Annotated in this window: 14 protein-coding genes; 7 read left to right on the forward strand and 7 right to left on the reverse strand. The window is 31.2% G+C overall.

The annotated features are described in order from the left end of the window. Positions 1–17: 17 nt before the first annotated feature. Genes MR875_03595 through MR875_03610 form a run of 4 tightly spaced genes read right to left on the reverse strand, consistent with a single transcriptional unit; the run spans position 18 to position 2489 of the window. Entirely contained in the window at positions 18–386 is a 369-nt protein-coding gene (locus MR875_03595) for a hypothetical protein (protein MCI6993926.1), read from the reverse strand. Positions 387–398: 12 nt separating this feature from the next. Beyond that, on the reverse strand, positions 399–713 hold the full coding sequence (locus MR875_03600; GenBank protein MCI6993927.1) for a TIGR04076 family protein: 315 nt from the start codon (positions 711–713) through the stop codon (positions 399–401). Continuing rightward, positions 710–1267, reverse strand: coding sequence for an SAP domain-containing protein (locus MR875_03605; protein ID MCI6993928.1), 558 nt, complete (start codon positions 1265–1267; stop codon positions 710–712). The genes MR875_03600 and MR875_03605 overlap by 4 nt, the downstream gene beginning before the upstream one ends. Before the next feature lie 31 nt (positions 1268–1298). Next, a complete protein-coding gene (locus MR875_03610; GenBank protein ID MCI6993929.1) occupies positions 1299–2489 on the reverse strand; it encodes a redox-regulated ATPase YchF in 1191 nt (396 codons plus the stop codon). Between the two features lie 179 nt (positions 2490–2668). On the opposite strand from MR875_03610, the gene MR875_03615 reads away from it, so the two are divergent. Both MR875_03615 and MR875_03620 read left to right on the forward strand, forming a co-directional pair. After that, positions 2669–3538, forward strand: coding sequence for a metallophosphoesterase (locus MR875_03615; GenBank protein ID MCI6993930.1), 870 nt, complete (start codon positions 2669–2671; stop codon positions 3536–3538). Then, a complete protein-coding gene (locus MR875_03620) occupies positions 3535–5655 on the forward strand; it encodes a phage holin family protein (protein ID MCI6993931.1) in 2121 nt (706 codons plus the stop codon). Before MR875_03615 ends, MR875_03620 begins: the two co-directional genes overlap by 4 nt. Here MR875_03620 and MR875_03625 read toward each other — a convergent pair. Continuing rightward, complete coding sequence (locus MR875_03625; protein ID MCI6993932.1) at positions 5644–6495, reverse strand: hypothetical protein; 852 nt, start codon at positions 6493–6495, stop codon at positions 5644–5646. The two genes, MR875_03620 and MR875_03625, sit on opposite strands and share 12 nt — an antisense overlap. 1 nt (position 6496) lies before the next feature. Further along, a complete protein-coding gene (locus MR875_03630) occupies positions 6497–7240 on the reverse strand; it encodes a protein-ADP-ribose hydrolase (protein ID MCI6993933.1) in 744 nt (247 codons plus the stop codon). Positions 7241–7375: 135 nt separating this feature from the next. On the opposite strand from MR875_03630, the gene MR875_03635 reads away from it, so the two are divergent. From MR875_03635 to MR875_03645, 3 genes are all read left to right on the forward strand, one after another. Then, complete coding sequence (locus tag MR875_03635; protein MCI6993934.1) at positions 7376–8017, forward strand: cobalt-precorrin-7 (C(5))-methyltransferase; 642 nt, start codon at positions 7376–7378, stop codon at positions 8015–8017. Between the two features lie 127 nt (positions 8018–8144). Continuing rightward, positions 8145–10946 carry a hypothetical protein gene (locus MR875_03640; protein MCI6993935.1) on the forward strand — a complete coding sequence of 934 codons (2802 nt, stop codon included), beginning with the start codon at positions 8145–8147 and terminating at the stop codon, positions 10944–10946. Continuing rightward, positions 10934–11266, forward strand: a complete 333-nt coding sequence (locus tag MR875_03645) for a hypothetical protein (GenBank protein ID MCI6993936.1) — start codon at positions 10934–10936, stop codon at positions 11264–11266. Before MR875_03640 ends, MR875_03645 begins: the two co-directional genes overlap by 13 nt. Positions 11267–11308: 42 nt before the next feature. Here the strand turns inward: MR875_03645 and MR875_03650 are convergent, their stop codons facing one another. After that, a complete protein-coding gene (locus tag MR875_03650; protein ID MCI6993937.1) occupies positions 11309–12322 on the reverse strand; it encodes an arsenical pump-driving ATPase GET3 in 1014 nt (337 codons plus the stop codon). 149 nt (positions 12323–12471) lie between these two features. Here MR875_03650 and MR875_03655 point away from each other — a divergent pair, with 149 nt between their 5' ends. Beyond that, on the forward strand, positions 12472–13281 hold the full coding sequence (locus MR875_03655) for an NAD+ synthase (protein MCI6993938.1): 810 nt from the start codon (positions 12472–12474) through the stop codon (positions 13279–13281). A gap of 10 nt (positions 13282–13291) precedes the next feature. Further along, the coding region (locus MR875_03660; protein MCI6993939.1) for a class I tRNA ligase family protein at positions 13292–14614 on the forward strand (1323 nt) is incomplete at its 3' end.

Raw genomic sequence — 14614 nt, forward strand, 5'->3', positions numbered from 1 at the left:
TGAAACTGTTAAAATTATTAAATCAATTCTATTAACTTTTTTAAAGCTAAAATTGCAAATGGTACAAAAATAATCAAAGAAACATCATTTGTAATAAATATTGCACTGAAAAAACAGGTAAACACCAAAAACAGTACAAGTGAACGTGAGTTCCCAACTTTAATTAGCAATTTACGAACCAGAATCTCAAAAACAGACAAATTCTTAAGAATTTCTACAAATATCATTATTACAAAAAGCAGCGAAAGAGTATCCCAATTGATATAACTAAGATAGTTTATACTTGGTTTAACAAAAAAACAAGAAAGAATAGCTAAAATTAAAGATATTGAAAATACACTTTCCTTTTTAAAAAAATTAAATGTTTTATCCATAAAATTAGCCATAATATAACCTAACTAATCGGCATCTTCATCAAGGGTTTCCAAAAGAAAACTTACCGGTCTGAATCCATCATTGCATGAAATCATTGCAGATTTTTTATTTTTCATCCAACCATCATAAAAGTCACTTGCACCATTAGCTAAAGCCAAAACGAAAGGGGAAAGACTTTCCCAAGCACTATCGCAGAAGTCATCAGGTATTTTCCAACCATTCGCAATGAAAACCTGACCTTCTTCAACAACACATTCATGTTCTAGCGGATTTTCATATTTTTCAATTAAATCATCATGTCTGACTTTTCTCATGACTGTAATTTTTACTTTTTTCATAATATCTCCAAATCAATATCTTCATATCTATTATGTCCTTTAAGACTTTTTTTATATTTCCAGCATTTGATTGCATCATCTAAGGACTTATCATTATTATTTTCAAAGAAATCTCTTATGTATTGATTGTATTGGAACTGTTTACCAATATCTGTTTTCTCTTTTGAATTTTGAATTTCATAGAATGCTTCAATTGCATCCCCGTAAGTTTTATTAGGATTTGCCTTTAGCCATTTTTGGAATTTAACTTTAAATTTAAATCCTTTACCTATTTTATTTTCAAAAAATCGCCTTTTATCTTCACTGCATTTGAAATTTTCACCTAATGGAGAATCCAAACTAATTTCAGATACATTTTCATTTGAAGAATGATTAGTAGATGTTTCCACCAACTTTTCACCAGTAGACAAATAATGGACAATCCTATTCTCCAATTCTCCTTTACTACCGCTGACTTTAAGACCTTCAGATCTGCAAAAATCTTTCAAATCCTCTTTTAAAAAATAATACTCTTTAAATTCATCAGGACTTAAATTTTTAGTTAATTTAACCATAAAAATCTATAAATAAAAAAAGAAGAGGGGATTATCCTCTTGTTACAATACTGATAATGTCTCCATCTTTTAATTCGTAGTCACTAGCTACACGCATGTTTTTTCTCGCATCAACAGCATGCATGAACTTATCACCAATATCTGTGTGTACGATGTATGCCAATTCACGAGGAGTTGCACCATTTGGAACTAAGAAACCATCAGGCAATACATTGCCTTTTTGGTCTGTGTATTTGTGTTCATCTTGAACCGGATATACAACAATCCTATTTAATAATTCAAAAATACCATAGTTTAATGCATCCTGAACTCCAGTACTTCCATATTTGTCCAAAATATTAGTTTGGATGTATTCAAGTGCTTTTAATTGATTTGCATTTAACTTTTCAGATTCTAAAATATCAAAATGATCATCACCTGAAACATATGAAATCAAACCTGCTTCTGCTGCCCTTACAAGTGCAATTTCAGATTCTGCTGAAGTTGGAATTACATATGGATATTTTTCTTTGATTCTTTCAATATTTGCTGCAGAAGTTGGAAGGTCTGCCTTATTTGCAATAACCATCATCGGTTTAGCGATTTTTAAGATATTTCTTGTGAGTTCAATTAAATCTTCTTCTTCCCATTTGTTGTAATCTGGTTCAATATTTCTTTTAGCTTCAATAATATCCTCAATAGTTATTCCAGTACCAGATAATTGGTCAAATAATACTTTTGAAATATCTAAATGTTCAGCACCAACTTTTCTTATAAGCCTTACCCAATTTCTTGACAATATTCCATACATCCACATTACAATTTCTTCTTCCAAAAATTGGATGTCTTCTAATGGGTCATGAGTTCCAGGGTCAACTGGATTTCCTTCAATATCAGTTGAACCTGAAGCGTCAATAACATGAATAAAAACTTTAGCTTGCATTAAATCATCTAAAAACTTGTTACCTAATCCTTTTCCTTCGTGTGCTCCTGGAACAAGTCCTGCAACATCAATTAATTCAATCGGAAGTAATCTTTTTCCATCAATACAGATTGAATTGTGAGGATTACAAGTAACTTCTAACTCTTTACATGGACAATCCTTAATTACATGTGCAACAGCTTTATTCGCATCGATTGTTGTGAATGGATAATTAGCCATTTCCACAGCAGATGCTGTTGCTGAATTGAAAAAAGAGGATTTTCCTACATTTGGTTTTCCACAAACTGCAATTTGAAGCATAATAATCACTTAATAATCTATAACACCATAATGTATGTTATTGAAATTATAAATAGTTTCATAATGTATGTTATTGAAATTATAAATAGTTTCATAATGTATGTTATCGAAATTATAAATAGTTTCATAATGAATATTATTGAAATTATAAATAGTTTCATAATGAATATTATTATTTAATGAACAATGATGATATTGACCGCCCATCAGCAATGAAAATCCGTCAAGGAATTCAAGATGCAATGACATATTCACTTCCGGACAAGAAGTTTGAACCAAGTGAAATAGATTTAGTTGAAATAAACATTCAATTAGACAATCTTGGGTGGAATTTTCATAATTTTAGGATTTTAAACCTAACAGACATACATTTGGGCCAATGGATCAATCCGAAATATTTGGATGAACTCATAGACTATGTCAATTTACTAAATGTTGATTTAATTACATTGACCGGTGACTACTTTTCATATGTAACCAAAGGCTATGAAAAATCTCTGCAGAAATCTTTTAAAAAATTAAACTCAAGATATGGAAAATTTGGAGTTTTGGGAAATCATGACCATTGGATGGATTCTAAAAAAATTAGAAACATCTTTAAAGCATCAAAAGTCATAGATTTAAGCAATAAAGTTTACACCATTGAAAAGGACGGGGATTTTTTAAATATCTGTGGTGTTGATAGCTGTACCGTTTGTGCAGACAATATAGATGAAGTATTATCAAAAATGAGAAAGAACACTCCAAGTATATTACTTGCTCATGAACCCGATTTTGCAGAAGAATCATCAAAAACCAACATGTTCGATTTGCAAATTTCAGGTCATTCCCATGGAGGGCAATTTATAATTCCAAAAGTAGACACAACACCATTCAGAGGCCCGAATTCCAGAAAATATCCTGTTGGCCTTTATAAAGTTAGAAACATGATGCAATATACAAGCAAAGGTCTTGGAACAAATTCATTTAGATTTAGAATAAATTGCAAACCAGAAATTACAATAATTACACTAAAAACAAATAAAAAGAGAAAGATTGAGATAAAATGAACAAACATACTTTCCTATCATACTTAAGAACAGCAATAACATTAATACTTCTTATTTTAACCAATGCATTAGTTATTATTGGAATGACATATCTATGTGGTGATTTTACAATTGGAAAATGGTATGATGCATTTATCATCGTAATTGCAATGACAATAGTCAATACAATATTATGGCCAATTTTTCAAAAATTCTTTATGAAATTCATGGTAGTGACATTAGGTATTGGATCATTATTTATCAATGCCATAATTCTTTATATTGCATGTTACTTTATCCCTAATGTCAATATTGGATTTTATGCATCCGTTGAAGTTCCTATTGTCATGTCAATTGCAATCACATTTATTGCAAATATAACCCACACAAGCTACTATGATAGATACATTAAAACTATCCTGCAATATGTCACTAAACAGAAAAAGGACGGAAAAAAGTATCCTGGAATAATAATGCTTGAAATTGATGGATTATCAATAAATATTCTCAAGAAAGCTATTGATAAAGGTATAATGCCCACCGTTGAAAAATGGATTGGCGAAAATACACATACCCTAAAAGAATGGGAAACTGATTTATCATCACAAACAGGAGCAAGCCAGGCAGGAATATTACATGGAAATAATGAAAATATTGTTGCATACAGATGGGTCGAAAAAGAAAACGACAATCAGATTATTGTTTCTGGAAAATTAAGCCATGCTCCATTAATAGAAAAAAGAATAAGTGACGGAAAAGGATTATTGGTTGATGGAATAAGTGTTAGCAATATGTTTTCAGGAGATGGCAAAAATGCTCCACTAACATCATCCAGATTAGGAAATATAAGTCGTATTAACAATAAGACCCTGCATACAATTTTCTTAAATTCATACAACTTCCAAAGAATATTCGTGTTATTCCTATGGGACATATTAATGGAACTGAAATCACAGCTCATGCATTTCATAAAGAACATACAGCCCCGTCTTAGAAGAACCATTGTTTATGCTGCAGTAAGAGCAGGAGCAAATGTAGTATTAAGAGAAGTTACAACCCAGATATTGGCTGCAGAAATCTTAAATGGAGAAATTGACACTGCATATGCAACATTTATGGGTTATGATGAAATAGCACATCATTCAGGAACACAAGATGAAGATGTATGGCCAACACTAAATAAAATTGATTTGCAATTCCAGAGACTGGTTTCAACAATAAATATGAGTGAAAGAGATTACTATCTTGTCATCTTATCAGACCATGGACAAAGTAATGGTGCAACTTTTAAACAAAGATATGGAATTACACTTGGAAATTATGTTAGAAGACTACTTCCAGATGATTTGACATTTTACAGTGAAGAGTATAATATTGACCACTTCAGAGATGCAATATTACCAGAAAATAGGCAATTAAAAAACATTAAAGAAAGAGTTGGAACTTTCCGTGAGGACATTCTTGATGATAACTCATACATCCAAAGCATTAGAGATGAAATTGAAAATAGGAAACCTGAAATTATTTTTGAAAACGAAAAATATCAGAATATAAGACAAAAATATTCAGATAGCCTGGATTATATCAGAAGGCATGAAATTACAGAACAAAGTACAAAAAAAGCTAAAGATTCAGAATTAATTGTTTTAGGATCTGGAAATCTTGGATTAATCTATTTAACCGAATGGAAACAACGCTTAACATATGAAGAACTTGTAATGTTATTCCCAGAATTAATACCTGGACTTGTAAAACATCCTGGAATTGGATTTATACTAGTCAATTCAATTACAAATGGTGGAATGGTCATTGGTGAAAATGGAATATATTACTTAGAAACCGATGTTGTGACCGGAGAAAATCCATTATCCAATTACGGTAAAAATGCTGTAAAACATTTGAAAAGAGAAAATTCATTCAAAAATATGCCTGACATAATGGTTAACAGTTTTTATGATAAAAAAAGTGATGAAGTATGTGCATTTGAAGAATTAATTGGAAGTCATGGAGGCCTTGGAGGAGACCAAACAAAACCATTTATATTATATCCTTCACAATGGGAAGATCCCGGAGAATTAATAGGAGCTTCCTCAATTTATAAATTTTTAAAAAAAGAAATAGATGAATTAAAATCCTGAAAGACAATAATCAAACACTTCAGAGATTTCTTCATCAAAACTTATTGTTTTACTTTTGTTTTCTAGAATTGCATCAGGATAGTCTCTATTTAATCTTATTAATTTCATGTTTTGATTATTATATGTCATTTGTTCAAAAGGATATCTAATAATTGTTGGAGTATTAAATCCGACTCCCAGTTCCAAAAATACTGTGTTTTTATTTTCATCTATTTTAGATAAAAATTTTCTATAGTTATCTGCCATTTCATGCCATTTTTCATCTTCAATAAAGTATTGATCCTTTCTCAAATTAAGATCCATATTTCCACCGCAAACAGGACAGACCGGAACAAGTTCGGATGGAATTTTACAGTCCTCAGTTTTTTCTAATACTCCATAGACTAACTTTTCTGTTGAATATAACTTATCATGGCATCCTTTCTCACATTGCATCAATCCGTAATCACCCTGAGTTGCAAAAATCCTTTCATCCTCAAAGCCATTAATCCAAAATTGATGCTCGACATTTGTTGTTAGGACAAAATAATCCTTATCATTAACAATAGCAAGTAATTTTTTATATAACTCAGTTTCACCAACTGAAAATCTATTTACATAAACATGACGTGACCAATAAGCCCATTTCTCTTCCTGAGTTTCAAAAGGATAAAATCCAGCAGAATACATATCATTCATAGCATATTTATCGATGAAATCCTGAAAGTTATCTTCAAATCTTTTTCCAGAATATAAAATCCCAGCAGCTGCTGAAAAACCCGCCCCTGCACCAATGATGATATAATCAGCATTGTCAATGGCTTTTTTTGCTTCACTTAATCTTTCTTTTAGATTATCCATTTTATTCACCAAATAATGCATTTTTATAAATTGAATAATCCTCATCGGTGAAAACATTAAAAATCATATATTTTAATGAGGTTTCATGTGATTTCAAATATTCTTCAACTGTTTCAATTGCAATTTCTGATGCCAAATCCTGTGGAAAATTAAATACTCCTGTTGAAATGCAACAGAACGCAATTGATTCAAGTCCATTATAATCTGCAACTTCCAAACATGATCTGTAACAGTTAGCCAACAATTCACATTCATCATTGGAAGGTTTAGACCCCCGAGGAATAGCAGGACCAACAGTATGAATTACATATTTGGAAGGCAAGTTATAAGCACCAGTGATTTTAGCTTTTCCAACATCTTCATCCCTGTTTTGAATTTTCATTATTGTATTGCATTCATCCCTTAACTGTACACCCGCTGCTGAGTGAATCACATTATCAATACAGTTATGAAGTGGAACAAAGCATCCAAGCAATTTTGAATTAGCTGCATTTACAATAGCATCCACTTTTAATGTTGAAATATCACCTTGCCAAAGCATCAATTTACCTTTGACTTCATTAATATCCTCAACAGAAGTCAAATCTTTATTTAATGTTTCAGCTGTTAAAAAATCATCTTGAACTTTAATAAATTCCTGAGATACTTCATTAGGCATTCTAATATTCATTAATGCACGGAGAAATCTCCTTTTTTCATCATAATTAGTAGGAATGTCAATTACTTCATCTCTTTCATCAATCAAGTAATCGATTAAAAAATCTAATTGTTCTTCTCTATCTATTTTAATCGCCTCAGATAAACATTACCCGTTTATATTTAAATGATTTTTGTAACCAAAAAGTAACTATTAATAGTAATTTAATATAAATAAGAAATCATGCCTAGTGGAAAAATTTATATTATTGGGATTGGCCCAGGTGCTGCTGAATACTTGACTAAAAAAGCTATTGATACTGTAAAAGCAAGTGATTACACAGTTGGAAGTACAAGAGCTATTGAACTGTTTGATGACGTGCAAAATAAAATTGCATTCAATGTTAAAGAACTTTTAGATAAATTAAATGAAGGAGTTCAGTTAGCTTGTGATGGAAATACCGTATCCATATTATCAACAGGAGATCCTGGTTTTTCAGGCGTTTTAAATACCGTTTTAAGAATTTCAAATGAAAAAGAGTTCCCCAAAGACAATATTGAAGTTATTCCAGGAATCAGTTCACTCCAACTTGCAGCTGCAAAATGCCACATTCAATGGGATAATGCAAATGTGATGACCTTCCACGGCAGGGAAAACATAGATGATATTTTACCTGTAATCAACAATGGCAAAACAACAATTGCCCTTCCTTCAAGAAAAGTGAAAGACATGGCCCAATTCCTGCTTGACAATGGTGTTGAGGAAGACAGAAAAGTTATAGTCTGTGAAAGATTAAGTTATCCAGACGAGAACATTGTTGAGTCAACCTTAAAAGAAATTGCTCAAAGTGAATTTACTTATATGTGCATTATGATAATATATTAGGATAATTTATTCCTAAAAACCATTTTAAAAGTCATTTACTATTTATTTTTAAAATTAAAGTTTATATATTCAAAATATCAATCTTTTAATGCCAATTTGATAAAAAATTGGTATTGAGGTAGATATTATGAATGCAAAAATAAACACCACTTGTTTCATTTTACTATTTCTTTTTTTAATTACTGCCGTTTCGGCAGCAGATGTTAAAAATGAAACAATATTAACTGCTCAACAGCCTGATTCCAATCAGGAATTAAATAAATTAAGTACCAGCAAAACAACAGTTAAAGAAAAAGTTACTTTAAGTGCTCCCGATTTAAAGATGTATTATAAAGACGGAAGCAAATTTAAAGCAACAGTGAAAAATAAGAATAAAAAAGCAATAACAAAAGCAAAAGTGGATTTTACCGTTAATGGCAAAGTCTACAGTAAACAGACAGACAGCAAAGGAAATGTTTATCTTACAATCAGTTTAAAAAGTGGAAACTATCCAATTACCACAAAATTTGCTGGAACAAGCAAATACTCTGCATCATCCAAAAAAAGTACCATTACAGTCAAAAGCACGATAAAGTGTAGTGATTTTAAAAAATATTACAAAAATACATCACCATACACTTCCACATTTTATGATAAAAAAGGAAGTATATTGAAGAATACTGCAGTTAAATTTAAGTTAAACAGCAAATATTACTCTGTTAAAACCAATTCCAAAGGAATTGGAAAATTATCAGTGAACACGAAACCCGGAACATATTCCATTACAATTACAAATCCGAAAACTTCCGAAACTATCAGCAAAAAAATCACCATAAAAAGCCTAATTGAAACAACAGACCTGACCATCAATAACAGAAATGACGGCAAATTCAATGTAAAAGTATTCAATATCAATGGTAACATCTATCCAAATCAAAAAGTTACTTTTAAGCTCAATGGAAAGACCTATTCAAAAACAACCAATAAAAATGGAATTGCAATACTTGACGTCAATTTAGATGCCGGGAAATATTCAATAACAACTGAATATCTTGACCTTAAAAACACCAACAAGATCAATATAAATAAAATTGTAAAATCCGCCAGCTACACCCATACAACATTAATACCCAATTACGTTAATGTTACTGCAAAACTCGTGATTAACAATTCGGTTTACTGTTTAAAATCCGGAATCAACGGAATTATAAAAATGCCAAAAAAAGAGTTATTCAAAATTCAGATAGGAGATAAAGTTTACATATTTTCAACATCCTCCAACAGTGGCATAAATTCTACCCAACTTAGATATGGATATAGCTACCTAGTTCCTTTTGATGGAAGTGGAATAAAAATTGATGAAAACAAAAAAAACTTAACATCAGCAGGCATAATCCTAACCAAAGTCGATGATTACACCCAAATAGATTATCAGAGTAAAACCAAAGACAATATAGCATTGTTTGGTTTTTATGCAAGCAAAGGATTGGATAAAAGTGAAACTTTAACTTACATGGAAAATGACAAGATTACTGCAAAAGTTAACTTTCAAACATTGAGCTTTGATGAATTTGGAGTAATGTACAGTTTATCTGCATTACACGGGAAAACAATATATAATTTCAATTATGAAAACTATAATGACTCAATCAGATTCACAAATACAAATACCCCAGTGACATTCAGCTATTTTGGAAATTCAATTGTAGGTTATACATCAAAAGAAGACATCATAACAAAATTTAGAATTGATGATACCGAAGAATATGAAAAGAAAGAAAGCATAAGCTATGGCCTCAACAATAACTATAGAACCGCAATGGGTTTTGAAGTTCTACAGTCATACACAATAATCAATGAGAAAATAACCCAGAATATTCTTGAAAATTGGGTTTCAAGAAATCCAGATTATTTAAGTAGATTCGGAGTTATGAACGTTTATGGAATGCATTTAGCATCTCTTGAAGTAACATGGCTTGCTGATATCCTTGCAGATAGCAACTCCAAAGAGTTAAATGTAAACTGGAAAAGAAGCAAAAGCTTAACAATATTAGGTGGAATAAATCTAGATGACACTTATCTGAACATTTTAAATGCAGATATGGGAATGGAAGTTACTGGAGATTCAAATAACACTTTTCTATTTAGATTGTTGAATTCCGTTAATTTACCTAATATTGAAGAATATGCCCTATTGAAAGTTGCTGACAGATATTTAGATAAAAGTTCAAACTCATTAGATAATGTATTTTCATCAATTCTAGAAAATACTTTTAGCATTGCACAATTAGGAGATTTGATTTACATATTTTCAAATAATACAAACTCATCAGTTATTATAAATATCACCAGTGGTGTTTCAAGTGTAATTTTGGCTCAAAATTCAATTTACAAAGGATCATCCATCAAAACAACCTGTGATTGCTGTGGAGTTGGAATACTTCCAAAAGATATAATTAAAGGAATAGATGATACAATTAACTTCATTAAAAATGGATTAGAAACCATATATGATAATAAAACACATCCTTTTACTAAACTGCTATATATGACTGCAAACCTACTTGCAAAACCATTAAGTGGATTAGGCTCCTTAGGAATGAACATATTTACTACAATGGCACTTATACAGAGTGGAGGAGTTACATATAGAAATGAGATGGTTGAGAAAACAGAATGGCATAATGTAATGGACAAAATTACATTTACCCGACCAGGATATCTGCAATCCAAAAAAATCTACAATATACCAAATGAAAATGGAGATTATGATTTTATTGAAGTGAAAATCAAGGATGATATGACATTAGACAGAAATAATGCAGTTTACATTAGTGATGGCAAAACAAGAAAACTGAGTGAAGAAGAGACCTATGAATATTTTAGCGACAAATATTGGTCTCCATTCAATATACCTCAAAAATATTGGGATGAAAGTTGGAACAGGTGATAAAAATTAAAAGTAAACTAAAAATAGGATTAATAATTATCATATTATGCATTTTGATAGCTATTACAATCATTTATCCAAAATATAGTGCAATATGGGATGCATTATTTTTAATTAGCATTCTTTACACCAGCACACAAACAATTCTTGATACAAATAGAATATCCAATAGAAAATTGCCAAGTATTGTCATAATGACAATCATATTTGCAATAATTGTCGCTTTGTATGAAATATCTATTGGAGAATCATTGATATTTTCAACAGCAATATTGATTTTTGCAAATCTGCTAGATGAAATATTAAATAAAAAAAAGTAGTTAAAAGTTAAAATAATCTTTTATTTTAACTTATTTTTAATTTTAAAGCTGAATAGCTTCTTGGACAACTTCATCGTTGTCTTCATCATCATATAAGATATGAGCTAATTTTAATAACTTATCTTGACCTTTGACTTCATCTTTGAACAATGGCACTTCAGCAATATGTTGATTTTTGAATTTTTGGTCAATCAATGCTAAACGTTTTTGTTGTAATTTGTGTCTTGAATGACAGAAATCACAGTCACAGATATCAGGCATTACCTGATTTACAATAACACTGTCAACAGTAATGTCATATTTACCAAGTGCTTCCAATGCTCTTTCGGATTCATAAATGGACATTTCTTCTGGAATGACAACCATTTTGAAAGTAGTTCTGTTTGGATCAGATAATACAGCTTTTGCCTTGTCTATTTGTTCTTTGGTTCTTTTTAAATCTTCAGAAGTTTGAGGATCATCAACTGCATCCATGAAAGGCACGATTTTCTTTAAAGCATTGGTTGCTCCACCCAATTTTGCTTTAAGCATCATCATTTTACCTACCCAAGAATCCATTACTTCAGGGAAAGATAATAATCTTAAAGTGTGTCCGGTTGGTGCAGTATCAAATACTACAACATCAAATTCATCAGAGTTCATTACTCCCATAAACATTTCAAATGCAGCTGCTTCATCAGCACCAGGAGATGAAGATGCCATATCTAATTGATCAGACAAGAAATCCATACCAAGTAATCCGCCTGCACTTTCAGGATTTGCTGCTTTTTGAGATTCCAATTGTGCTTGTTTTTGAGCCATTGCTTCATCCGGATCGATTTCAACAGCAAATAAGTTTGTTTTGATTTCACGAGGATAGCTTCCAATCGGTACTTCCAATGAGTCTGCTAAAGAATGAGCAGGGTCAGTTGATACAATTAATGTTTTTTTGCCTTGTTCAGCTAACCATAATGCAGTAGCAGAAGAAACAGAAGTTTTTCCAACTCCACCTTTACCACCGACAAAAATGAATGTGGTGTTGTCTTTATTGAATTTAAAATAATCTTTAAATGCCAAGTAATTACCTCCTTAATAAAATTACTTTTAGTAACTAAATGTTATTTAATTCATTATAGTATATAAAATTAATTATATGCCTAAAGAACCTTCACTAAAAAATACAATATACTATATAAATTAATAATTACATATTATTTAATGTATAAATGATAAAGGTTGGTGAGAATATTAGCAAAATTCCTGAACTAGACTGCGAAAAAACAAAAAGTACAATTGTTGACTTCATTAAATCAAAAGTATCCGAATCCAAATCAAAAGGAATCATAGTTGGTTTAAGTGGAGGAATTGATTCTACACTTACAGCATATTTAGCCTGCGAAGCTGTTGGAAAAGAAAACGTATTTGGATTGACATTGCCATCCACTACAACCCCAACAGAAGATAAGATTCACGGAATCGACATAGCTCAAAAGTTAGGAATCAAATATAAAGAAATAGCTATTGACTCTGTTTTAAACGAATATATATCAATAACACAAATTGAGAATGATGATTTAGCTATTGGTAATTTAAAAGCTAGAATTAGAATGTCAATCATTTATTATTATGCTAACCATGAAAATTACCTCGTTGGAGGAACAGGTAATAGAAGTGAAATCTTAATCGGTTATTTCACAAAATATGGTGATGGTGCATCAGATATTGAACCTATTGGAGATTTGTATAAAACTGATGTATTTAAATTAAGTAAATTCTTAGGAATCCAAGAAGAAATCCTCAATAAGCCTCCTCGTGCAGGATTATGGGAAGACCAAACTGATGAAGATGAAATTGGAATGAACTATGAATTACTTGATCAAATTCTTTATCTTTACACTGAAAAAGATATGAAAAATACTGAAATAAGTGAAAACTTAGATATTTCAGCAGATGACGTTGATATGATCATTAATAGAATAATCAGGAGTGAACACAAAAGTAAATTCCCTGAAAGTCCTAAAAAAACAATATTATGATGGTGATTTAGTGAGCGAAAATATTGAAAAGAAATGGCAAAAAAAATGGGCGGATGCAAAAATATTTGAATCCAACCCAGATGAAAGAGAAAAATTATACCTTACCGTTGCTTTTCCATACCCTAGTGGAGCAATGCATATAGGTCACGGACGTACATACACCGTACCAGATGTTTATGCAAGATTTAAAAGAATGGAAGGATATAATGTATTATTCCCAATGGCATGGCACGTAACTGGTGCACCAGTTATTGGAATTGCAGACAGGATTAAAAGAAAAGATCCATGGACTCTTGACTTATATCACAGAGTACACAAAGTTCCTAAAGAAACTTTACCTGAATTAGAAGACCCAGAATTTATTGTAAAATACTTCTCAACTGAATATCATGAAGTAATGGAAGAAATGGGCTATTCTATCGATTGGAGAAGAGAATTTAGAACTATTGATCCAACATACAAAAAATTCATCGAATGGCAAATTACCCAATTGCATGAAAAAGGTTTAGTTGCAAAAGGTGAACACCCAGTAAAATATTGTCCTAACTGTGACAACCCAGTTGGAGACCACGATTTACTTGAAGGTGAAGGAGTAGGAGTTAACGAATTAACTTTACTTAAATTCCCAATTGGAGATAAAATTCTCGTAACCGCAACTTTAAGACCTGAAACTATCGTCGGAGCAACAAACATATGGTTAAATCCTGATGTTGAATATGTTTTAGTCAATGCTAACGGTGAAAAATGGGTCATTACCAAAGAAGCTCACTACAATTTACAAAACCAAATTAAAAACTTAGATATCATATCTGAAATTGATCCTAATGACATTATTGGTCAAATGGCAACTAACCCATTTACTAGTGCAGAATTACCTGTTTTCCCAGCTAGTTTCGTAAGTGCATCCTACGGAAGTGGGGTCGTATTTTCAGAACCTGCAGATGCACCAGCAGATTACATTGCTCTTCAAGACTTAAAAAACAATGATGAATTAATAGCTAAATACAACTTAAAAGGAATTATCGAAAACGTTAATCCAATTCCAGTATGTACTCTTAAAGGCTATGGAGAAATTCCGGCAGCAGACATCATTGAAAGACTTGGAATTACAGATCAAAACGATGAAAAATTACATGAAGCTACCAATGAGTTATACAAAGCTCAACACAGTAAAGGTAAAATCATCGAATCCATACCTGATTTCGGTGGTATGAAAGTTCGTTTTGCTCGTGAAGAGTTAAAAGAGAAATTAATTGCAGACAACATGGCTACAATCATGTACGACTTTGCTGAAAGACCAGTAGTCTGCAGATGCGGTAACAACTGTGTAGTT

The sequence above is a fragment of the Methanobrevibacter sp. genome (assembly GCA_022775905.1).
GTDB lineage: Archaea > Methanobacteriota > Methanobacteria > Methanobacteriales > Methanobacteriaceae > Methanocatella.

Bases quoted from the DNA above. Each gene is read 5' to 3' on its own strand.
- MR875_03595 (MCI6993926.1), bottom strand. From the start codon at position 386: ATGGCTAATTTTATGGATAAAACATTTAATTTTTTTAAAAAGGAAAGT.
- MR875_03600 (MCI6993927.1), bottom strand. From the start codon at position 713: ATGAAAAAAGTAAAAATTACAGTCATGAGAAAAGTCAGACATGATGAT.
- MR875_03605 (MCI6993928.1), bottom strand. From the start codon at position 1,267: ATGGTTAAATTAACTAAAAATTTAAGTCCTGATGAATTTAAAGAGTAT.
- MR875_03610 (MCI6993929.1), bottom strand. From the start codon at position 2,489: ATGCTTCAAATTGCAGTTTGTGGAAAACCAAATGTAGGAAAATCCTCT.
- MR875_03615 (MCI6993930.1), top strand. From the start codon at position 2,669: ATGAACAATGATGATATTGACCGCCCATCAGCAATGAAAATCCGTCAA.
- MR875_03620 (MCI6993931.1), top strand. From the start codon at position 3,535: ATGAACAAACATACTTTCCTATCATACTTAAGAACAGCAATAACATTA.
- MR875_03625 (MCI6993932.1), bottom strand. From the start codon at position 6,495: ATGGATAATCTAAAAGAAAGATTAAGTGAAGCAAAAAAAGCCATTGAC.
- MR875_03635 (MCI6993934.1), top strand. From the start codon at position 7,376: ATGCCTAGTGGAAAAATTTATATTATTGGGATTGGCCCAGGTGCTGCT.
- MR875_03640 (MCI6993935.1), top strand. From the start codon at position 8,145: ATGAATGCAAAAATAAACACCACTTGTTTCATTTTACTATTTCTTTTT.
- MR875_03655 (MCI6993938.1), top strand. From the start codon at position 12,472: ATGATAAAGGTTGGTGAGAATATTAGCAAAATTCCTGAACTAGACTGC.